We start from the raw sequence: 22720 nt of genomic DNA on the forward strand, positions 1-22720 counted from the left end.
GCCTCCTCCTTTCATCCAGACGGCTCGTTCAGACAGCTCATTCAGATGGCTCGTTCATACGGTTCTTTCGGACGGTCCTTTCAGACGGCGACCACCTCGCTCCAGCGGTTGCCGCCCGAGCCGAACCGTGTCTGCTGCACCACGTGACCGGCCACCTTCATCCGCTCGACCCTGACGACGCCGCGGTGGACGGAGAGGGTCACGCTGCCGCCGAGCTCGCCGACGAGCCGGTCGATCGCGTCCCGTGCCGCGTACGCGGCGGGATCGAGCCACCGTGCCTCGTACAGCGCGGCGCCCAGAACGCCTGCCAGCCGGTCGTAGAGTTCGCGGCCGGCCGCGTCGAGGCCGGCCTGCAGGACGCGGGTCCACGCGCGTTCGAGCAGCTCAAGCCCCGGCGCCTCGTAGACGCCCCGGCAGACCGTGCCGATGATGCGCCGTTCGACCACGTCACGAAGCCAGACGCCGTGCCGTGACCCGATCTCGTTGGCCCGCGTCATCCACTCGACCGGGTTCGGCCCGCTGCCGTCGACGTCGGCGACGCGTCCTTCGTGGAAGACGACGGTGACGGTCTCGGGCTCGGCGGAGGTATCCCCCGGCCATCGGCTCCACCGCGGCCGAAGGCGGGTGACCGGCGTTTCCAGGTCTTCCAGCTCGGCCGACTCGTGCGAGATGCCCGCGAGGTTGGCGTCGGTGGACCGGTCGGCGCCGCTGCCGTGGTCGAGGTGCAGCCCGTGCTCGGTGACCGCCGCGAGCATCGCGCCGCGATCGGGGAACCTCTCCAGCGCCCGCGGGCTCGTCCACGGCTCGACGACGGACATCTCCGGGGCGACCTGGGTGCCGTAGCGCGCGAACCGGCGCTGGTCGTTGCCCCCGCCGACACAGCCGTGGACGAACGTCCGGCATCCGTCCGCCCGCATCCTCGGCAGGACCTCGTTGACGAGCACGAAGCGGGACGCGCCGGTCGTGTTCCAGTACCCGCCGTCGTGACGGGCGCTGTACCGCAGCAGGTCAGACGCCATGGAGGCCATCGACGATCGTAAATCCATAACGACGACCTCGTCTCCGAAACTTCGCAGAGAAGAAACGAGTGCGTCCATATTCGCGATATCTGATTGACCGATATCGGCGAGATAGTGCCTCGCCGGAGTGGACGTCTCGCGAAGCCAGACTCCGACGGCGAGGGAGGAGAGCCCTCCCGATTGGAATAATCCGACCCGCGTGTTGTCGTTGACCTGCTCCACAGCCTCCTCCTATATCCCGCCGGGCGAGATGCGACGCGATGATCAATAAGCCGACACTCACCCACACTACCCATGCACGACAATCCCTCACTCCTTGCGGGCCGACGAACTCCGCATCGAATCCCGGCGGCCGGAAGCGATCTTTACGGACGCCCTTACAGGCCATTCGGTTAAGTCGATCAAGAGCGCCGGGAGGTGCCCCGGATTGCCCACCGATAATTCATCGGCCGCGATGTCGCATTGATCATTCTTTGGTCCTCCGCTGGTCATCGTCCATTTTCGAGCGGATCTGACAGAAAAACGCGATCGGTGGATTAGCGGGCATCGGGTTGGGTACGGACGGACATGCCTTTCACACCCCCTCTGGACGACGACGTCCTGTCGCACCGGCACCGGAGCCTTTTGTTCCGCATTCCGGGTGGTCGGACCGCACATCCGGAATCAGCGTTTGTGTTGTCACCGATTCGGATGGGGACGCGAAGCCGCCACGACGAGGAGTCGCCCGGACGCCCGTCGCCGCTCCATGCGAGCCTGGCGCCCATTTCACCAGTTCACAGCTACTTTCAGCCGACCGCAGCGACGCCCGAGCTTGCGAACCCGGAGCAGGTGTCCCACTATGGAAGTAACCCGTAAATTAGTTAACGACGGTTACTTAATATTTTGTTCAGCACCTAAACCGACTGGCGTTGGGAGGAAACGCGTGGTCACCGCACGCACGAGCCGTCATGGAACGAATACCTATCGACTTCGCATATTCGACCGAGAGCCGAGCAGTCGCCAGGCGCGCCGGAAAAACGCGGTGAACACCCCTTCGCCACCCTTGTGACGCTCGCCGAGAATCGGCCACGGCTATCTGAAGCCCGCCTAGCTGAATAGTGATCGATCTGCCTGACAGAGGACCTGTTGCCAGCCGAGACCATGGAAGCACGATGTCAAGCCATCAGCAGACGCACTTAATTGACGATGCCCGAACCGCCGTTCACTTATCACTGGGTCCGCAGCATGCGTTCCCCCGGCAAAGCACAGTTCTCGACCTGTTCCACGAACAGCGGGAGAACGCACCGGACCGTCCCGCGATTCGCTATCGGGACATGACGATGAGCTACGCCGCCCTCGACGCCGCAGCCAATACAACGGCCAATCGACTGATCGGCGACGGCGTACTGACACGACATTTGATACCCGTACTGATAGCGGAAGGGCACGAATTCCCGGCCGCGCTCCTCGGAGTGATGAAGACGGGCTCGGCGTTCGTTCCGCTGGATCCCTCCTGGCCGATCGACCGGCTCAGGACGATCGTCGCCGAACTGTCGCCACCCGCCGTCCTGGCGTCGCCGGCGACGGTGGAGACAATCACCGAACTGCGATTGTCCATTCCGACGGTGATCGTCGACTGCTCGAAACCGCCGCGTGATCCCGCCGACCTGGAACCGCCGCCCGCCGACCGTGCACCCGGGCCGGAAGACCTGATCTACGGGTTCTACACCTCCGGTTCGACGGGCACGCCCAAGTGCGCGCTCAACCACCACCGCGGCCTGGTCAACAGGTTGACCGCGATGTCGCGCCGGTTCGGTGACGGGGCCGGTCACGTGACGCTGCAGAACAGCCGGTCCACGTTCGACTCCTCGATGTGGCAGGTGCTGTGGCCGCTGACATCGGGTGGGCAGGTCGTGCTGCCGGACCGCGACGGGATCCTCGACCTTGAGGAGACCGCGATGACCATCGGCCGCTACGGCGTCACGATGACCGACTTCGTCCCTTCGGTGCTCACGGCGTTCGTCTCCCTGCTGGAGACGCGCGAGGATCTGCGCACCGCGACGTCGAGTCTGCGCCGCATGCTGATCGGCGGGGAGACGGCCGGTCCCGCCGTGGTGCACCGACTGCGCGCGCTGCTGCCCGACCTCGAGGTCACCAACACGTTCGGGCCGACGGAGTGTTCGATCGGGTCGGTGTTCCACGACGTCACGGACGCCGACGTCGACCGGATCCCGCTCGGGCGCCCCATCGACAACACCGCCGCGATCGTCCTCGACGAGGATCTCAGGCCCCTCCCGAAGAACACCCCCGGCGAGCTGTACCTCGGCGGCGAGTGCGTCGGAGCGGGCTACCTCAACGATCCCGAGCGCACCGCGCGGGTGCTCGTGACCAACCCGTTCCCGGAGATCCCCGGCGAGAGGCTGTACCGGACGGGCGACCTGGCGCGGGTCGGCGAGGACGGGCTGCTGCACTTCAACGGCCGGCTCGACGAGCAGGTCAAGATCGGTGGGGTACGGGTGGAACTCGGCGATGTCACCTCCGCCCTCGCCGGCCATCCGCTCGTCGGCGACGCGATGGCGGTCGTGCTCGGCGAGGCGCCCGAGGCCACCCTGGTCGGTTGCGTCACGCCCCGCTCACCGGACGAGACACCCTCCGTGGAGGAACTTCGCGCGTACGCGGCGGAGAAACTACCGGCCGAACAGGTCCCGCACCGGATCGTGGTGCTCGACGCGCTCCCGCTCAACCGCAACGGAAAGGCGGACCGCAAGGCGCTGGCCGCGCTCATCGTGGCCGAGACGGCACGGCAGGAAGGTCCGGCCGAACACATCGAGCCGCCGGCCAACCCGATGGAGGAACTGCTCTGTTCGGCGTGGCGCGAGGTGCTTGAGCGGGAACAGGTCTCGGTGGTCGTCCCCTTCTCCGACTACGGGGGCACCTCGCTGAGCGCCTACCGGCTCACCACCGCCGTCAGCGAGCGGCTGGGCAGGCCGGTGCGGCCCAGGGACCTGCTCGTCGAGTCGACCGTACGCGCACAGGCCGCGCGGCTGGCCGAGGGCGTCGACGACGACAGCGCCGAACTCGCCTACATCAAGCACGACCTGACGTGGCGCCCGCCTCGGACGCTGCTGCTCACCGGCGCGACCGGGTTCATCGGGGCGCACATCTTCGCCGAGTTGCTGACCCGCTCCGACGTCGAGCTGATCTGCCTGGTGCGGAGCCTCGACCCCTCGGAAGGCGCCCGGCGGCTGACCGAGGCCCTCGACCGGTACGGGCTCACCTCCGCCTGGCAGCAGCTACCGGCGGCGATCAAGGCCGGACGGGTCGAGGTCGTTCCCGGCGACCTGGGCAGCGAGCTGCTCGGCCTGCCGCAGTGGCGCTTCGACGCGATCGCGTCGGCCGTCTCCGGTGTCGTCAACGCCGCGGGCGCGGTGAACTTCCTGTTCGGCTATCTGGACCACCGCCCGGCCAACGTGCTCGGCGTGCAGGAGCTCATCAAACTCGCGTCGAGTGGTGCCCGCCTGCACACCCTGTCCACCCTGAGCATCTTCGCCCCCGGCGAGCAGGCCGCCTCCCGCTTCACCGAGGACCAGATCCCGGTGCTGGACCAGGTCTCCGCGGACGGCTACAACAGATCGAAGTACGTCGCGGAGAACCTGCTCGCCGACGCGCACCGCCAGGGCGTCAGCTCGGTGGTGTACCGCCTCGGTGAGGTCTGGCCGCACCGGAAGACAGGCGTGGCCAACCCCGATTCACTCGCGCACAACCTGTTGTACGCGTGCGCGCGCACCGGATGCGTGTTCCCCACGGAGGCCGAGGCCGACGTGACGCCGGTGGACGTGGTCGGCCGGTTCGTGGCGGGCGCCGCGATCGGCGACATCGAGGTGCCCGACGGCGCGATGCACGTGCTGTGGCCGACGAGGCTGCGCTTCGCCGACGCGTTCGACGTGCTCACCGCCCGATGCGGGCTCGACCGGGTCGGCTACGCGCGGTTCCGCGACCGCCTGGAGGCGATCGCCGAGCCCGACGAGCGGCTCGCCGGGCTGCACCTGCTGCTGCCGCCCGCGGCCGCCGGCCGTGACGCGGCGCCGGTCGAGTTCGACCGGATGTTCACCGACTGCTCCCGGCACTTCGACACCCGGCGGTTCGACCGGCACGCGGCCTCGCTCGCGCGGCCGACGGTGGACGGGCTCGGGACGCTCGACCGCTACCTCAGTCAACTAACCGATATTTCCGCCTTCGTACCTCAAGAAAGGTAGGCGTTGTGGAAGAGAAGTTCGCCGTGGTGATCAACCACGAGGAGCAGTACTCGATCTGGCCCGCCGGCCGGGAGATCCCGCCCGGCTGGCGCGAGGCCGGGGTCGAGGGCGACAAGGGCGAGTGCCTGGAACACATCGCGCGGGTGTGGACCGATCTGCGACCGCTGAGCGTGCGACGGTGAAGGAGGAGAAGGAGATCATGGCAAACCCCGAAGAGCGTGACGTCGCCGACATCAGACGCGCCCTGCTGGAGAGAAAGGTCCGCCAGCGTGTGGCGGAGAAGGCCGAACGGGAACGGATCGTCGCCGTCCCGCGCACCGGCAAGATGGCGATCGCCGAGCAGCAGCGATTCCTGTGGTTCCTGCACCAGATGGTCGCGGGCGCACCGGTCTACAACGTGCCGTTCGCGATGCGCCTGCGCGGGCCGCTCGACGTGAACGCCCTGTCCGAGGCGCTGCGCGGAATCGTCGCGCGGCACGAGAGCCTGCGCACCCGGTTCGGCGACGAGCACGGCGTGCCGTTCCAGGTGGTCGACCCGCCGCCGGAGACGTGGGAGCTGCCGGTCGTCGACGGGACCGAGGAGTCCGTCCAGGAATGGATCGACGCCCAGGTGCGCGAGGAGTTCGACCTGCGCAACAGGCCGCCGTACCGGTTCGCCGTACTGCGCCTGGGCCCCGAGGACCACGTGCTGTCCATCGTGTGGCATCACATCGTCATCGACGGATGGTCCTCGCGCCAGTTCGCCGAGGAACTGACCGCCCGCTACACCGATCCGAGCGGCTCGCAGTTCCCCGAGCTGAGCCTCCAGCCCGCCGACTTCGCGGCCTGGCAGCGGCTCTGGCTGCTCAGCGAGGAGCCGGCCAAGCAGATCGACTCCTGGCGTTCCGCCCTGGACGGGATGGAGCCGCTGGAGTGGCGCGGCGACCGGGAGCGTCCGTCGGCGCCCACCGGGGCCGGCCGCATCTACGAGGGCCGCCTGCCCGACGAGCTCGCCCGAGGGATCCGCGACCTGGCCCAGGCGGAGAACGTCTCCCTGCTCGCCCTCACGATGGCCGGATACCAGGTCGTGATCAACCGCTACACCGGCCAGGAGGACATCGCGCTCGGATCGGTCTTCTCCGGACGGACCCGCTCGGAGACCGAACCCATGATGGGGTTCTTCGCCAACACGGTGGCGGTCCGCGGGAACCTCGGGGGCGATCCGGTGTTCCGCGATCTGGTGCACACCACCAACGACACCGTCCTGGACGCGATGGCCCGCCAGGACATGCCGTTCGGCCGGATGATCGAGGAGCTCGGCCCGGAGCGGATTCCGGGACGGAATCCGCTGGTCGCGCACCTGTTCACGCTGCTGCCCGAGTCGATGATCGCGCGCTGGAGCCTGCCCGGCGTGGACGTCGAGATGCTGACCCCGCAGCCGGAGACGACCAGGTTCGACCTCACGTTCCAGATCAACGACCTGCCGGACGGCGGACTGGGCGTGTGGATCGAGTACTCCTCCGAGCTGTTCGACCACGAGCGGGTCGAGCGCCTGGTGGAACACTTCACGACGGTGATGACCGACGCGCTGTCCAGGCCGGACGCCCGGATCGACTCGCTGGACATCATGCCCAACAGCGAGTACCTGCGCGTGCTCACCGAGTGGAACCCCGAGCCCGGCGAGCGCGACGAACGCCTGCTGCACGAGCTGGTCGCGGCGCGCGTGGCCGAGGCGCCCGACGCGGTCGCGATGCGTTTCGCCGGAGAGGACCTCACCTACGCGCAGCTGGACGAGCGCGCCAACCGACTGGCGCACGCGCTCGTCGAGGAGTTCAAGGTGGCGCCGGGGAGCGTGGTCGGGGTGCTGCTCGACCGCGGCTTCGACCTGCCGGCCGCCGAACTCGGCGTGCTCAAGGCGGGCGGGGCGTGGCTGCCGCTCGACCCGCAGTATCCGCCGGAGCGGCTCGCCTACCAGCTCGAAGACGCCGACGTGGCCGCGGTCGTCACGACCTCGGACCTCGTGGACCTGCTGCCCCCGAACGTGGGGCGGATCCCGCTGGACACCGACGCGCTCGACGGCCGGGAGGCCTCGCCGCCCTCGGTGCACGTGGCGCAGGAGGACACCGCCTACGTCATCTACACCTCGGGCTCGACCGGCACCCCCAAGGGAGTGATGGTCCCCCACCGGGCGGTCGCGAACTTCTGCACCACCTTCCAGCGGATGTTCTCGGTGACGCCGGACGACCGGATCCTGCAGTTCTCCAACCCCGCCTTCGACGTGAGCGTCTCGGACGTCTTCTCGACGCTCACCGCCGGCGCGACCATCGTGGGCGCACCGCGCTCGGAGCTGCTCGACCCCGAGACGCTGCAGGTGCTGCTCGCCCGCGAGCGGGTGACGATGGTCGACATCCCCCCGGCCGTGCTCGGGCTGCTCGATCCGTCCGCCCTGGACGACCTGCGGGTGTGCTTCATCGGCATGGAGCCGTTCGGCCCCGACCTGGTCAACAGGTGGCGCAAGCCGGGACGCGAGTTCCACAACGGATACGGCCCGACGGAGGTCACCGTGACGTGCGTGGACTACCTGTGCCCGCCGGAGCCGCTGGACGGGCCGCCGCCGATCGGCCGGGCGATGGACAACCAGCGCGCCTACGTCCTGGACAAGAGGTTGCGGCCCGTGCCGGTCGGCGTCCCCGGGGAGCTCTACATGGCGGGCGCCGGTCTCGCCGTCGGCTACCTCGGCCGGCCGGACCAGACCGCCGAGAAGTTCCTGCCCGACCCCTTCGCCCCCACACCGGGCGAGCGCATGTACGCCACCGGTGACCTGGCGCGCTGGAACGGCGAAGGCAACCTGGAGTTCCTGGGCCGGGTCGACCGTCAGGTGAAACTGCGCGGGCTGCGCGTGGAGCTCGGCGAGATCGAGCACGCCGTCGAGAGCTTCGACGGCGTACGGCAGTGCGTCGTGACCGTACGCGACGCGGGCACGACGTCGGCGTGGCTCGCCGCCTACGTGGTCGGCGAGTTCGAGCCGGACGCGCTGCGCGAACACCTGGCCGGGCGGCTGCCCCTGCACATGGTGCCCACCGACTACGTGCGGCTGGACCGGCTCCCGCTCACCTCCACGGGCAAGGTGGACCAGACGAAGCTGCCCGACCCTCGCCCCGAGGGTGACGCGGGCCAGGTCGAGCTGACCACCGAGACGCAGCGCCGGCTCGCCGACATCTGGCAGAGCCTGCTGAGCCTCGACCCCGGGAGCGTCGGCGCGCAGGACAACTTCTTCGTCCTCGGCGGCAACTCGCTGCAGGTCACCCAGATGATCTCGCGGGTACGCGACGCCTTCCAGGTGACGCTCGACCCGCGACGGCTGTTCAGCTACCCGCTGCTCAGCCAGTTCGCCGCCCAGGTCGACGACGCGCAGCGCGCGCTGCTCGGCGACGACGAGGTGGCACAGCTGGAGGCTCAGGTCGCCGATCTGTCCGAGGAGGAACTCGACCGGCTGCTGAAAGAGTCGAGCTGATGGGCGGTTCGCGTCCCTCCACCCTGGAGGAGAAACGAGACGCGCTGCTCCGGCTCCGGCTCCGGCGCAAACGGGAGGAGGCCCTCTCCCTGCGGAGGGCCCCCTCCGCCCCGGCGGAGGAGCGGCCGCCCGCGTCTCCGCTGGTGCCGCTCAGTCACGGGGGCACGAAACCACCGCTGTTCCTCGTACACGCGGCGGGCGGATCGGTGGCGCCCTACGTCACCCTCGCCGCGCTGCTCGGCGACGACCGGCCCGTCTACGCGCTGGAGGACCCGGGCCTGCACGGCGGCGTGACCGAGGGGCGGCGGCTGTCCGACCTCGCGGCCACCTACCTCGCCGCGGTCCGCGAGGTCCGGCCCGACGGGCCGCTGCACCTGGGCGGCTGGTCGGTCGGCGGAGCGGTGGCGCTCGACATGGCGCGCCAGGACGGCGACGTCGCGGTGACGTTCGCGCTCGACACCGCCCTCCCCGAGGAACCGTCCCATCCCTGCGACGACGAGCTGCGGGCGTGGTTCGCCGCCGACGTCGCGGAGATGGGCGCGGAACCGGACACCACCGAGATGGCCGAACGATTCCCGGTGTTCGCCGCGAACGTACGCGGACTCCTGACGTTCCGTCCCACCCGGGTGGACGGCCGGGTGGTGCTGCTGTGCGCCGAGGACGCCGACCCGGACAAGCTCGACGGCTGGCGTGCCTACGCCGACGAGATCCAGGTGGTGCGCGGCGACCACTACACCATGCTCCAACCAGCACACGTCGAAGCCCTGGCGGACGTGATGCGTGACAGATTAAGCGAGGTGAGTGTCCGATGATGCCGGCCTTCACGCCAGAGCAGGACGGCTTCCGGCAAGAGGTCTGCGGGCTGTTGTGCGAGGACGCGGTGAGCGCGGAGATCGCACAGTCCCGGCGGATGCCGTACGGGCAGGAGAGCGGCCTGCTCGACGTGCATCGGCGGCTGGGCAAGCTCGGCCGGCTCGCGATCAACTGGCCGGAACGGTACGGCGGATCGGGCGCCACGATCGTGGAGAAGGCGATCCTCACCGAGGAGATGATCCGCCACGGCGTCCCCGAGAACGTGCACTCGCTCGGCGTCGACATCGTCGGGAACGCCATCCACCTGTTCGGCACGCCGGAGCAGAAGGACCGGTTCCTGCCTGGCCTGGCGCGCGGCGAGATCACGGCCAACGTGCTGTTCAGCGAGCCCGACGTCGGCTCCGACCTCGCGTCGCTGACCACGCGCGCCGAGCCGGACGGCGACGGCTGGCGCCTGTACGGGCGGAAGATCTACAACATGAAGGCGCAGCACAGCGAGTTCGCGCTGTGCGCGGCCCGTACGTCGACCGGCCCGGTGAACTTCTCGGGGATCACGCTCTTCCTGGTACCGCTGCAGAGCGTGGGCACGGTCATCGAGCCGGTGTGGAACCTGTCCGAGGAGCGGTTCGACCTGGTGACGCTCGACGGGATCCGGCTCGGGCCCGAGGACGTGCTCGGCGACGTCGACGACGGGTGGCAGGTGCTGGGCAAGGTGCTCCCGCTGGAGCGCACCGGGCTGGACCACTCGGCCAAGGCCGAGCGCACCCTGTCCGCGCTGCGCGAGCACGCGCCGCCCGGCTGCGAGGAGCGGCTGGTCCAGCTCGAAACCCGGGTGCGCGCGGCCCGCCTGCTGGCCTGGCGGTGCATAACCAACCTGCACGAGGGACGGCCCGACGAGGTCCACTCGGCGACCGCCAAGTGGTACACGTCGGAGACGGCCAAGGAGGTGTCGCTGGCGGCGGTCGAACTGCTCGGACCACGGGCGCTGCTGGACGCACGCGACCCCGAGGCCATCGCCGAGGGCGTCTTCGACGCCGCGTTCCGCGAGGCTCCGGGACTCACGCTCGCCCAGGGCTCCTCGGAGATCATGCTCTTCTTCGTCGCCACATCGAAATTGGGGTTGCCGTCATGACCACAGTGGAGACCAGAGCGGAGAGTACGGCGTTCGCCGACTTCTTCGACGGAGATCTGGCGCCGCTGGTGCGGCGGATGACCGATCGGCCTCGCCCGGCGGGTGGGGAGACCGACGACGACAACCGCGAAACCCGCGCGATGGTGTGGGAGGGGCTGGTCGGGCTCGGTGCGCTGCACACCTCGGACACCGTACGGCTCGCCGAACTGCTCGGGTCGGTGCTGTACCAGGGGCCGCTGCTCGACACGCTCACCGCGCGGGAGCTGTTCCCCGACGACCTCGGCGAAGAACCGGTGGCGCTCGCGGTCGCGGCCGAGCCATGGTCCGACCAGGACGGTGCGATCTCCGCGCGACGGGCCTTCGTCGGGTTCGCGGCGGAGGTCGACCACTTCGTCGTGGGCGAGGTCGGCGTGGGTGGAGCCGACGTCGGCCAAGCCGACGCGGATGGAACCGACGCGGGCCGAGCCGACATGAACGGAGCCGACGCGGGCGGCGCCGACACCACCGGGCCGCGCCTCGCGCTCGTGCGTGCCGGCCATCCGTCCATCACGATGCGGCGCCACGAGGAGACGAGCCGGGGCGAGACGTACCGGGTCGAGTTCGAGGGCACGCCCGCGGTGGCCCGTGCCGACTCCTCCGCCGCGTGGGAGACGGCGCTCGCCAACGCGCGGGTGCGCCAGGCGGCGTATCTGGTGGGCCTCGCCCAGGCGGCGCTCGACCACGCCGTCGACCACGCCAGGACACGCCGCCAGTTCGGCCGGCCGATCGGCAGGTTCCAGGCCCTGTCCTTCCGGCTCAGCGAGCTGTCGATGCACATCGACGCGACGCGCCTGCTGGTGCACGACCGCGACGCGGCCGCGCACGCGGCGGCCAACCTCGCGGCGGCCTCGGACCTGGCCCGTACGGTCACGACGCGGACCATGCAGATCCACGGTGCCGCGGGCATGCGGTCCGACAACGACGCGCAGCTGTACTACAGGTGGGCGGCGGCCGAATCGGTACGGCTCGGCACACCGTCCCGGCTGCGGCGCGAAAGCCGGGAAACACGATGACGGAGGCCGCGGCGGCCGGGAGGCCGTTCCGCACCCGCGGAACGGCCTCCCGGCCGCGACGACACCTCGCGCGTCGACCGGCCGACCGTGTCGGCCACGCCGATGGGGCCGGTCACTTCGACCGCACCGGCCGCGCCGGCCGTCGAGCCGGAAACCCGGCCGAGCATGCCCGGATGGTTCTCAAGGAAGCACGTGACGCAGGAGTGAACGATGGGCCTGGTGATACAGAAGTACGGCGGAACATCACTGGGTGACGTGAGCAAGATCAGTCACGCAGCGCAGCGCATAGCCGCCGCCGATGGATCCGTGGCCGTCGTGGTGTCCGCGATGGGCGGCACCACCGACGCCATGCTTGAACTCGCACGCGACCTCACCGACAATCCGCACGCCCGGGAACTGGACATACTGCTCAGCACCGGTGAACAGGCCTCCGCCGCCGCACTCGCCATGGCGCTGCACGAGCTGGGCGTACCCGCCCGTTCGTTCAACGCCCGCGACGGCGGCATCATCACCGACGGAGTGCACGGCTGCGCGCGCATCGTCAACGTTCACCCCGAACTGATCCGCGAATGCATCCAGGCCGGCTATGTCCCCGTGGTGACCGGCTTCCAGGGCATCGCCGCGGAAAGCGGCGAGCTGACCACCCTGAGCCGTGGCGGCTCCGACACCACCGCCGTCGCCCTCGCCGCCGCACTACGGGCCGAGGTGTGCGAGATATTCACCGACGTCGAGGGCGTGTTCACCGCCGATCCCCGATACGTCGCCGAAGCCCGCAAACTGAGCCACCTCTCCTACGAGGACATGGCCGAGCTGGCCGCGGGCGGCGCCACGGTGCTCGCCCACTCCAGCGTCCAGTACGCAGGTACCCACCGTGTTCCCCTCCACGTCCGGTCCAGCACGACCGAGACCACCGGCACCTGGGTGACCGGCTCCCGCTCGACCACCCCGCCGGACGGCGAGCGGTTCACCGCCGTCGGCGTCGCCCACCGGACGGGTCAGCTCCGCTGCCGACTCGACGGGGTCGTCCCCACCGCCCTCACCACGATCGCCGCCATGCTGGCCGACCCCGCGCTGTCCGTGGACATGCTCGACCACCTGGCCGCCGACGGCTCCGGTCACTCCCTGCGGTTCGTCGTGAAGGCCACCGACCAGGACCAGGTCGACGGGGTGCTCGCCGACCTGCGCGCGGCGGGCGCCTTCGGCGAGTGCCACTGGTCAGGGCCGGTGGGGAAGGTGTCGCTGGTCGGCCACGGGTTCTGTGCCCGCCACCCCCAGGTGCGACTCCTGCCGGGCGAGCTCGCGACCCACGGCGTCACGGTGCGGGACATGACGGTCCGTACCCGGCGGATCTCCATCACCTGCGCCGAGTACGAGGTGCTCAACGCTGTAAGACGGCTTCACCGGATGTTCCTCTCCGCCGACACCCACACGGATCCCTACTCCCACGCGGGTCGTTCTCCCGGCGGCACCCACGCGGACCTCTCCTCGTACCCGGGTCGTTCTCCCCGCGACACCCACGCGGCCCCCTACTCCCACGCAGGTCAACCGGCACGCGGAACCCCGCACGCCCGCGCCGAGGCTCCAGCGGGAACGGGCGAGATCCGGGACACGACCGCGCAGGGACCGGCCCAACCCCATCTCCTGGAATCTCCGGCCCGATGGTCGGCAGAGACGAAAGGCGGGTGAGATGAAGACGACATCGTCACACACGACAGGAAGCGCCGAGATCGCGTTCGGGTCCCGGCGGTTCTGGCAGCTCACCGTCATCTGCGGCACCCAGTTCCTGGTCGCCGTCGACTATTCGATCATCAACGTCGCCGCCCCGAGCATCCGCGAGGGTCTGAACTTCGGCTCCGGAGGTGACATCGCCTGGGTGCTTTCCGCCTACCCGCTCACCTTCTGTGGCTTCCTCCTCCTGGGCGGAAGGGTCGCCGATCTTTTCGGAAGAAAGCGGGTGTTCATCTGGAGCCTTGTCGGCTTCGGCCTCGCCTCGCTCCTCGCGGGCCTCGCCTGGTCACCGTCCGCGCTCATCGCGGGCCGTGCCCTGCAGGGCGTCGCCGCCGCGTTCATCGCCCCGGCGGGTCTGGGGCTGCTCCAGGCGGCCACTCCGGAAGGACCGCAACGCGAACGCGCTCTCGGCGTCTACGGTGCGGCGCTGTCGGCGGGGTTCGTCTCCGGCATGGTGCTCGGGGGTGTTCTCACCGAGTACGCCGGATGGCGGTCCGTCTTCCTGATCAACATACCCGTCGTCGTGGTCGCCGGCCTCCTCGCGAGGGTCCATCTCGACGAGAGCCGGGACACGCGCGCCTCCCGCCACCTCGACGTCATCGGCGTCGTCCTCGCGACCACGGGCATGGTCGCCCTCGTGTTCGCCCTCACCGAAGGTGAGAAGTACGGCTGGTCGTCGGCTCCGATCCTGCTCTCCGCGGGGATCGCGGTGCCGGCGATCGCCCTCTTCGTCTGGACTCAGTCCAGAAAGGACGACGCGCTGGTGCCGATCTCCATCTTCCGCACGGCCGCCATCGGCGCGGCCAACCTCGTCACCGTCCTGCTGGTCTGCTCCTACGGTGGAATGCTGTTCATCCTCACCCTCTACCTGCAGACACATCTCGGTCTGGGCGCGCTCGCGACCGGTCTGGCGTTCGCCCTCTCGGGCGTGATCGCGGTCGTCACCGGAATCTACGCGGGAAAGCTCGTCGAACGCTTCGGGCTGTACCGTGTCCTCCTCTACGGAATCGTCGTCGAGACGATCGGCATCGTGGTCATGGTCGGCCTGCCGGAAGACCACGGACTCACCCTCATCCTGATCGGCACCTCCGTGAACGCCTCCGGTCACATCCTCGCGCTGATCACGACGAGCATCGCCGGCACGAACGGCGCCGAGGAAGGGCGACGGGCGACGGCCGGCGCGCTGATCAACGCCTCGCAGCAGCTGGGACTCGCCGTGGGGGTGGGGGTCGTGACCTCGGTGGCCGCCCACTTCGCCGCCGGATCCGCCGGCCCCGAAGCCGTCCTCATGGGCTGGCGCTGGTCCCTCTGGTGCTCGGTCGGGTTCGCCGCCGTGGCGATCGTGACGACCGTCCTTCTCAGGAGGCGTTTCAAGGGAGATGCCGTGCGGGTCACGTAGGCCGCGTAGATCACGTAGGCCGCGTGACCGCGGCTCCCACACGACCGCCGCACGCCACCTCGACGACCCACCCGCCGCCCCGAGTCGCACGGCAGACCAACCCCACCCCCCGACACCACCACCGGCCACCGGCCACCGGCGGAAAACCATATACACTCAGTACAATGGTTACTTTGACCCCCCAGGCCCGGCCGCCCTGGCAGGACACCCATTTCGTCGGCGGCCATCCGGTCCTGGACCTCACGAACACCGTCTTCGACCGCACGCTCCCGGCCGAGGACGTCGAACTGCTGAACACCCCCTCGGACGTCCTCACCTGGTGCGCGTCCGCCGGCCTGTTCGACGAGGTGCCGTCCTTGGCGGAGGACTCCGTGAGCGGTCTCGTACGTGAGGTCCGGGCCGTTCGCGAGCAGGCGTGGGCCGTGTTCAGCGCGATCGCCGATGGCGAGACCGTGCCGACCGAACCCTTCGGCGCACTCCTGCAACGAGCGGGTAAGGGAACGCGAGCCGGGCAGGTCCGGATCGACGCCGCGCTCGACGGCTACACCGCCGACTGGACGGCACCCGGAGCCATCCCCACGACACTGTCGTTGCTGACCGTTCACGCGGTTTTCACCCTCCCGCCCGGTCGGATCAGGACGTGCGGGCGATGCGGCTGGTTGTTCCTGGACTCCTCGCGAGGCGGACGTCGCCGCTGGTGCAGCATGAGCGTCTGCGGAAACCGCGAGAAGGCGCGCCGCCACCGCCAGACGTACCGCTGACGCCCCTCACCCACGGGGTGAGACCATGCGGCGGGATCCAGGGCGGCACATGCGCATATGAGGCGCACGCCGCGGAAAACCCCGGGCTCGTGATGATCGAATCGTTGTTTCACCAGCCCCACGTACATCTTGTGCAAATCTCCTCGATACCGTAACAATTGCATCGTTCCAATACGCTGCCGGAAAGGTGCTTTAGTACTGTCCCGATCTATCAGGTAAGGGACCTTTCCTCCCCGCAGCCGCACGAGCATCTTGGGGCGAACACGCCCAGAAGGATCAGTGGAATCCGCCGTGAATTGGTTTGATGCTGCCTACGAATGGATCGTGCGATCCAGTGCCAACGGAACCTGGCGGGATCTGATTCCGCTGGGCTTGGCGGGCCTGCTCGTCTGGGGCCTGTGGGTTTATCGGGTGGTGTTGTCCCGGCTGGCCAAGCCGGTCGTGAACGGCTACCGGACCACGGTCTCCGTGGTCGTCCCGTCCTACCGGGAGGATGCCGAGATCCTGGTGCGATGCCTGGACAGCTGGCTGGCCCAGAACCCCCAGGAAGTGATCATCGTCGTGGACGTCGGGGACACCGACTGCCATGCCAAGCTCCGCGAGGTGACAGACCCCCGGCTGCGTGTCCTGGTGTACGAGCACTCGGGCAAGCGCTCCGCGCTCGGGGTCGGCATCCGGGCGGCCCAGGGCGAGATCGTGGTCTTCGCCGACTCCGACACCTGGTGGCAGCCCGGCCTGCTGGACGCCGTACAGATGCCGTTCGAGGACCCGTCGGTCGGCGGGGTCGGCACCCAGCAGAACGTGTACCAGCGGACCAGCAGCGTCTGGCGGCGCATCGCCGACTGGCTGGTCAACCTGCGCTACTACGACTACGTGCCCGCGATGGGCAGCAGGGGCGGGGTGGCCTGCCTGTCCGGCCGCACCGCCGCCTACCGGCGCAAGGCCATCCTCCCGGTGCTCACCCACCTGGAGAACGAGTTCTTCCTCGGCCGCCGGTGCATCGCCGGCGACGACGGCCGGCTCACCTGGCTCGTCCTCGCCTCCGGGTACAAGACCGTGCACCAGTCCTCGGCCCGCGCCATCTCGATGTTCCCCGACTCCTTCCGCGCCTTCGTCAAGCAGCGCGTCCGCTGGAGCCGCAACTCCTACCGCTGCTACCTGACCGCGCTGTGGAAGGGATGGCTGTGGAAGACGCCGCTGGTCACCAAGGTGACCGTGCTGCAGATTCTGCTCACCCCGGTGACCATGGGCGTCACGCTCGCCTACCTGTTCTTCAGCAGGCTTGAGCTCACCCCGCTGGGCATCGGGCTCGCCGTCGGCTGGCTGCTCCTCGGCCGGGGCGTCCGCGGCTGGTCGCACCTGCGCCGTCACCCCGGCGAGATCCTGCTACTGCCGCTGCTCTGCCTGGTGGTCATCATGATCGCGCTGCCGATCAAGCTGTACGCGTTCCTCACGATGAACAAGCAGGGCTGGCTCACCCGTACCTCCGACCAGGTGGGCGGGGCGGGCCAGAGCGCCGCCACCCTGCAGGGAATGAGCTGAGGTGAAACGCTCCATTTCCGTGCTGCTCGGCGCGGCGACGCTGACGGTCGGGCTGGGGGGCGGGCCGGCCGTCGCCCTCTCCTCCCCCACCCCCGGAGGGAACTCCGAGGCGGTCTCGGGGCCCAGCGCGTCTCCGACGGGCAGCGCGCCCTCGGACGACAACCCGTTCCTGGCCGACCCGTCGCCCGAGCCCAAGCCCTCCGCGGAGGACGACTCCCCCCCGAAGGCCACCCGGACCCCCACCGCCAAACCGAGGCCGACGGCCACCACAACCCGGACAACCGACCCGGCCACGGGAGAAGACTCGGAGCCGACGTCCGCTCCCACCTCGCCGACCCGCCCCGCCCCGACCTCCGGCCCGGCCCCGACCTCCGCGACGGACGACCCCGACCTGGAGGAGAGCCCGGCTCTGGTCGAAGACGCGATCATGGCGGACGACGCGATCCTGGAGGCCGGCACCCTCGCCGCGGAGGACGCCGAGGCGCAGGCGATCCTGGTGGACGTCGAGGACCAGCGGATCATCCAGACTCGCGCCGCGCTCACGGCCATGCTGCAGAGCGGTGGCATCGCGGCCGCCCAGCGCAAGCAGCCCCAGGTCTTCGTGTCGGCGCACGGCAGGACGCTGGTGCTGCCCGCGCGCAACACCGAGGCCGCGTACACCCTCAAGGATCTGGCGGCCGTCGAGAAGGGCCGGTACCTGCGGCGGCTGAAGGACGGCTCCTACCTGCTCGGCGTCCACGTCTTCGTGGCCGACGGGGCGCGCCTGCAGTTGCGCGGCCCGCTGACGCTGCGGATGGGCAGCCTGCCGGGTTCGTTCAGCTCGATCATCACGTTCGGCGGCGGCATCGAGATCAAGGGCACCGCCAAGAGGCCGGTGCGGATCACCAGCTGGGACGTGCGGACCCAGAAGCCGGACACGACCACGACCGACGGCCGCGCCTACATCCGGGCGGTCGGCGGCGAGTTCGAGATGTCCCACACCCAGGTCTCCCAGCTGGGATTCTGGAGCGGCCGTACCGGGGGCATCGCGCTCACCGGCACCGAGCGACCGGCCAGTGTCTACCGGCACCGGACGAAGGACCAGCGTCACCAGGACAAGCGGGAACGGCTGGCGAACACCAAGCAGGGCGAGCGGGGCGGCAGCAACTTCGGCGACGTGGAGACCATTCCGATCGGCCCCGGCACCGCCTCACACGTGCTCGCCGACGAGCTGGTCTCCGGATCGATCAAGAACAGCGTCATCACCGGCGACGCCTACGGCGTCTTCGTCTCCGGCTCGAACCAGACACAGATCATCGACAACAGGATCGTCGACAGCCTGGTGCACGGCGTGTTCATGCACCGGTTCGCCAAGAACGCGACGATCGAGAGGACCGAGGTGATCGGTAGCGGCGGCGACGGTTTCGTGCTGTCGCGAGCGACCGAGAAGGTGAAGGTCGTCGACTGCCTGGCCGAGCGGAACGGGCGCAACGGCTTCACGCTCAACGGACGGGCGCTCGCGAGCGGTCCGTCCGCGAGCGGCGAGTCGCTCGCCGTCTACGGTGACAGTTCGGTCAGCGGCAGCACCGCCCGCGACAACGGAAGGTACGGCGTCGAGGTGCTCGGCGGCAGCCGGCTGGCCGTGCAGACCAGCGAGATCATCGGCGGTGACATGGGAATCGTGGTGCGCGAGGGCGCCAGCGGTGTGCAGATCTCCGGCAACAGGCTGACCGGCCAGCGCCGACAGGCGATCGCGCTGCGCGACAGGGCGACCGGCGCGCATGTGGCCGGCAACACGATCGCCGGGACCATCACCGGGATCTATCTCCGCGACTCCGCCGGCATGATCATCGGAAACAAGATCACAACCCTGTCGCACCCCAAGGCCCACGGGATCACCGTGGTCGGCGACGCGGCAGGTTCCGAGATCACCCGCAACACCGTCATCGGTTCGGGGACGAGCGCGATCAGCGTCGCACGGGCCGCCGACACGGTGAACAAGCACAACAACGACGAGGACCAGTGGAACGACACGTCGTCGTTCTGGGTCAAGGCCAAACGCTTCGTCAAGCCCATGAACGTGATCTGGGCCGCGGTCATCCTCCTGGTGATCGTGTCGGCGATCCGATCCCGCGCTGTCGTGGAACGCAGGCAACGCCGCAGGGAGATCCGCAACCCCTACGAGCAGCAGCGACTGCTCGCCGAGGGGCGGTTCCAGGTGCTGCGCCACGCCGCCGTGCCCGCGCCGGACCACCCGGTGCCCGCCGACGGGCATCTTGCATGGCGCCGGCGGCCGTCCTCGCCGCACCTCGACCCGGTCCACATGACGGGCCCCTCAATCGGCGGCCCCTCAATCGGCGGTCCCTCCGTCGGCGGCGCTCCCGTGGGAGGCAGGGGATGAGCCCGCCACCCCGGAAGAGGAGCCGTACCCTCCTCATCTTCCTGGCCCTGTGCCTGTCCGCGGCCGGTACCTGGACATACCTCTCCTACATCGATCGCCCCGTGCCACCTCCCGGCGTGAACGAGGTGCCCGCGGTGGAGGCACAGCAGCAGTCTGCCCTGGTCGACCAGGAGGATCTGCGGATCATGCAGACCCGGGCGACGCTGACCTCGGCGATGGCGCGGGGCGGCCCCGCCGCCGCGAGATCCCGCGTGCCGCACATCTCCAGCTCGGCCAACGGCCAGACGCTCGTGCTACCGCAGCGCCGCGAGCCGTACCGGGTCGCGGACCTGGAACGCCTCGGACAGGAGCACTTCCAGAAGCAGTCGGACGGCTCCTACGTGCTCGGCATCAACCTGTTCGCCGGTCCGGGGGCCAAAGTCGTGCTCCAGAACGCGACCGGCCCCCTGGTGATCCGGATGCGCAGCGACCCGGGTGCCTTCGTGTCGATCGTGAGCTTCGGCGCGAACATCAAAATCAACGGTTCGGCACGAAACCCGGTGCGGATCACCAGCTGGAACGCGCACGACAGGACGGCCGACACCAAGGTCTCCGACGGACGCGCCTACCTGCGCGTGATCGGCGGGGAACTCAAGATGAGCCACGCGACGGTGGAGCATCTCGGATTCTGGAGCGGCCCGACCGGCGGGCTCGCGTTGACCGGCAGTGACCGGCCGACCACGAACGCCGATCTGGTGACCGTCCCCGCCTCCCTGCCGGGGGCGTCGCCCACCTCCTCGCCGAACCCCACCTCCCGGCCGAAGCGAGCCTCCTCCCAGCAGCGGGCGCTCCTGCCCAACGGCCTCCTCGTGCCGAGCAGGGGCAGCGGTAACGAGGTCGAGATCACCAACGGAGCCGGCCGGGGCAGGGTCGCCTACCGGCTGCCCGAGGCCAATCTGGTCACCGGCGACATCACCGACACCAAGGTCACCGGCAACGCGTACGGGATCTTCATCACGGCCTCCAACGAGACCCGGATCATCAACGTCTCGGTCACCGGGAGCCTGGTCCACGGGATCCTGCTGCACCGGTTCGCGCGCAACGCCACCATCGAGAACACCACCGTGACCGGCAGCAGGGGTGACGGGTTCGTCCTGTCCAGGGGCACGCAGAACGTCACGATCACCGGTTCGGGAGCCGAGCGCAACAACGGCAACGGCTTCACCATCAGCGGCCTGCCGCTCGCCCGGGGGCCGTCGGCGTCCGGGGAGTCGCTGCGCAGCTTCGGCGGCAGCTCGGTGACGAGCAGCACGGCGCGGGACAACGGCCGCTACGGCGTGGAGATCCAGGGCGGCGTCAAGCTCGTCGTACAGACCACCGAGGTGATCGGCGGGGAGATGGGCATCGTGGTGAGCGAGGACGCCACCGGGGTCCGGGTCTCCGGCAACCGTCTCACCGGCCAGCGCAGCCAGGGAATCGCGCTGCGCGGCGGGGTTCAGGGGGCCCGGATCAGCGGCAACATCGTGCGGGACACCCAGACCGCGATCTACCTCCGTGACTCCGAGGCCACCATCTCCGCCAACACGGTCGAGTCCGCCTCGCTGCACGCGATCTCGCTGCTCGGCAAGGCCGAGGGCACCACGATCACCGGGAACACCCTGGGCGGTGCCGGCCGCAGCGCGCTCGACACCGGCCGGGCGAAGGGAGCCACGACCATCGCGCAGAACAACACCACCGGCTGGCAGGACACCGCCGGCTTCTGGACGATGGTCAAGCGGATCGCCAAGCCGATGAACCTGATCTGGCTGGGAGTCATCTCCCTGATCGTGCTCTCGGCGCTCCGGGCACTACGCGGCGACGGCCCGCGGGCCGGTCGCCGGTTCGTCCATCCGTACGAGAAGCAGACACTGCTGGAAGAGCGACCGGCCAAGCTCCTGCGGACCGCCGCCCATACTCCAGCCGAGAGAAGTTGAGCGATGCGCCTGGACATTGACAGGAAGACCCTGGTGGGGATGCTCGCCGGGGCGGTCATCACGGTGATCGTCGTAGTGCTGCTGCGCGGGCTGTTCGGCGGTGCGGAGGAGCCGGGCACCGCGATCGAGGACATCCGGCCGAAAAGCGCGGACGCGCCGGCCGCACAGCAGGAGGACGACACCGCGCGGGCGGAGGATGACGTGAACGAGGACAGGGACGCCGAGGACAGGGACGCCGAGGAGTTCGTCGCGTCGCAGGAGCCGCCTGACATCGCCGTACCCCTCGGGAAAGGGCTGGTCGAGTGCCCCGAGGCCACGGTGACCGTCACGGACGCCACCGAACTCGCCGAGGCCCTTGAGGCGGTCGAGCCGGGCGCGGTGATCAGGCTGGAGCCCGGTGTCTACAGCGGCCGGTTCGTGGCGGCGGTCTCCGGGACGGAGGCCGAACCGATCTTCGTCTGCGGCCCGCCCGAGGCGATCATCGACGGCGGCGGGATCAAGAAGGGCTACGCCTTCCACCTCAACGAGGTCGATCACTGGCGGCTGGTCGGCTTCACCGTCCGCAACAGCCAGAAGGGGGTGATGGCCGACCGCACCGGCAACACGATCATCCAGCAGCTGACCGTCCACCACATCGGGGACGAGGCGATCCACCTGCGCAACTTCAGCAGCGACAACACCGTCCAGTACTGCATGATCTACGCGACCGGCCTGCGCCGGGAGAAGTTCGGCGAGGGCGTCTACCTCGGCACCGCGGAGAGCAACTGGGCGGCCTTCTCCGGCGGGCAGATGGACCGCAGCGATCGCAACACCGTGCGCGGCAACGTCATCCGGGCCACCGCCGAGGCGATCGACATCAAGGAGGGCACCTCGGACGGCCGCATCCTCGACAACGTCTTCGACGGTTCCCGCCTCGGCGGCTCCAAGCACAACGATTCATGGGTCGACGTCAAGGGCAACGGCTATCTCATTCGCGGTAACACCGGTAGCCAGAGCAACGGGGACGGATTCCAGACTCACAAGATCGTAAATGGCTGGGGCACCGGAAACGTGTTCCAGGCCAACACCATCGATCTTGGTGGTTCGGGCGGCTTCGGCATCAACGACACGGTCGGCGGAAACACGATCACCTGCGACAACAAGGTCACCGGCGGAGCCCTTTCCAAGGCCGACGACTGTTCCTGAACAAGAGCCCGAAGACAAGTAGTAGATAG

The 22720-nt window shown here is 69.2% G+C and carries 14 protein-coding genes; 13 read left to right on the top strand and 1 reads right to left on the bottom strand.

Annotated elements, in window-relative coordinates:
* Nucleotides 1–80: 80 nt before the first annotated feature.
* Entirely contained in the window at nucleotides 81–1241 is a 1161-nt protein-coding gene (locus ACFY3V_RS05995; protein WP_362896632.1) for an argininosuccinate synthase domain-containing protein, read from the bottom strand.
* Nucleotides 1242–2170: 929 nt separating this feature from the next.
* Here ACFY3V_RS05995 and ACFY3V_RS06000 point away from each other — a divergent pair.
* The 13 genes from ACFY3V_RS06000 (at nucleotide 2171) to ACFY3V_RS06060 (ending at nucleotide 22691) form a co-directional block, all read left to right on the top strand.
* Nucleotides 2171–5254 carry an amino acid adenylation domain-containing protein gene (locus tag ACFY3V_RS06000; RefSeq protein ID WP_389770492.1) on the top strand — a complete coding sequence of 1028 codons (3084 nt, stop codon included), beginning with the start codon at nucleotides 2171–2173 and terminating at the stop codon, nucleotides 5252–5254.
* 5 nt (nucleotides 5255–5259) lie between these two features.
* Nucleotides 5260–5436 carry an MbtH family protein gene (locus ACFY3V_RS06005; protein ID WP_350942859.1) on the top strand — a complete coding sequence of 59 codons (177 nt, stop codon included), beginning with the start codon at nucleotides 5260–5262 and terminating at the stop codon, nucleotides 5434–5436.
* 17 nt (nucleotides 5437–5453) lie between these two features.
* The gene (locus ACFY3V_RS06010; protein ID WP_362896636.1) at nucleotides 5454–8747 is read left to right on the top strand and encodes an amino acid adenylation domain-containing protein; all 3294 of its coding nucleotides are present in this window, start codon (nucleotides 5454–5456) and stop codon (nucleotides 8745–8747) included.
* Nucleotides 8747–9559, top strand: coding sequence for an alpha/beta fold hydrolase (locus ACFY3V_RS06015; protein ID WP_389770497.1), 813 nt, complete (start codon nucleotides 8747–8749; stop codon nucleotides 9557–9559). The genes ACFY3V_RS06010 and ACFY3V_RS06015 overlap by 1 nt, the downstream gene beginning before the upstream one ends.
* On the top strand, nucleotides 9556–10692 hold the full coding sequence (locus ACFY3V_RS06020) for an acyl-CoA dehydrogenase family protein (protein ID WP_350942853.1): 1137 nt from the start codon (nucleotides 9556–9558) through the stop codon (nucleotides 10690–10692). Before ACFY3V_RS06015 ends, ACFY3V_RS06020 begins: the two co-directional genes overlap by 4 nt.
* Entirely contained in the window at nucleotides 10689–11744 is a 1056-nt protein-coding gene (locus tag ACFY3V_RS06025; protein ID WP_389770502.1) for an acyl-CoA dehydrogenase family protein, read from the top strand. Before ACFY3V_RS06020 ends, ACFY3V_RS06025 begins: the two co-directional genes overlap by 4 nt.
* A 210-nt stretch (nucleotides 11745–11954) precedes the next feature.
* Nucleotides 11955–13430, top strand: coding sequence for an aspartate kinase (locus tag ACFY3V_RS06030; RefSeq protein WP_389770506.1), 1476 nt, complete (start codon nucleotides 11955–11957; stop codon nucleotides 13428–13430).
* 1 nt (nucleotide 13431) lies between these two features.
* A complete protein-coding gene (locus ACFY3V_RS06035; protein ID WP_389770509.1) occupies nucleotides 13432–14871 on the top strand; it encodes an MFS transporter in 1440 nt (479 codons plus the stop codon).
* Between the two features lie 164 nt (nucleotides 14872–15035).
* The gene (locus ACFY3V_RS06040) at nucleotides 15036–15632 is read left to right on the top strand and encodes a CGNR zinc finger domain-containing protein (protein WP_389770512.1); all 597 of its coding nucleotides are present in this window, start codon (nucleotides 15036–15038) and stop codon (nucleotides 15630–15632) included.
* Between the two features lie 324 nt (nucleotides 15633–15956).
* Nucleotides 15957–17174, top strand: a complete 1218-nt coding sequence (locus ACFY3V_RS06045; protein WP_362896648.1) for a glycosyltransferase family 2 protein — start codon at nucleotides 15957–15959, stop codon at nucleotides 17172–17174.
* A 1-nt stretch (nucleotide 17175) separates the two neighbouring features.
* A complete protein-coding gene (locus ACFY3V_RS06050) occupies nucleotides 17176–19554 on the top strand; it encodes a right-handed parallel beta-helix repeat-containing protein (protein ID WP_389770516.1) in 2379 nt (792 codons plus the stop codon).
* Nucleotides 19551–21506 carry a right-handed parallel beta-helix repeat-containing protein gene (locus ACFY3V_RS06055; protein WP_389770519.1) on the top strand — a complete coding sequence of 652 codons (1956 nt, stop codon included), beginning with the start codon at nucleotides 19551–19553 and terminating at the stop codon, nucleotides 21504–21506. The genes ACFY3V_RS06050 and ACFY3V_RS06055 overlap by 4 nt, the downstream gene beginning before the upstream one ends.
* Before the next feature lie 3 nt (nucleotides 21507–21509).
* Nucleotides 21510–22691 (top strand): right-handed parallel beta-helix repeat-containing protein, encoded by a 1182-nt coding sequence (locus tag ACFY3V_RS06060; protein WP_389770522.1) that lies wholly within the window; start codon nucleotides 21510–21512, stop codon nucleotides 22689–22691.
* Nucleotides 22692–22720: the final 29 nt, after the last annotated feature.

The sequence above is a fragment of the Streptosporangium sp. NPDC000095 genome (genome assembly GCF_042899335.1).
GTDB lineage: Bacteria > Actinomycetota > Actinomycetes > Streptosporangiales > Streptosporangiaceae > Streptosporangium.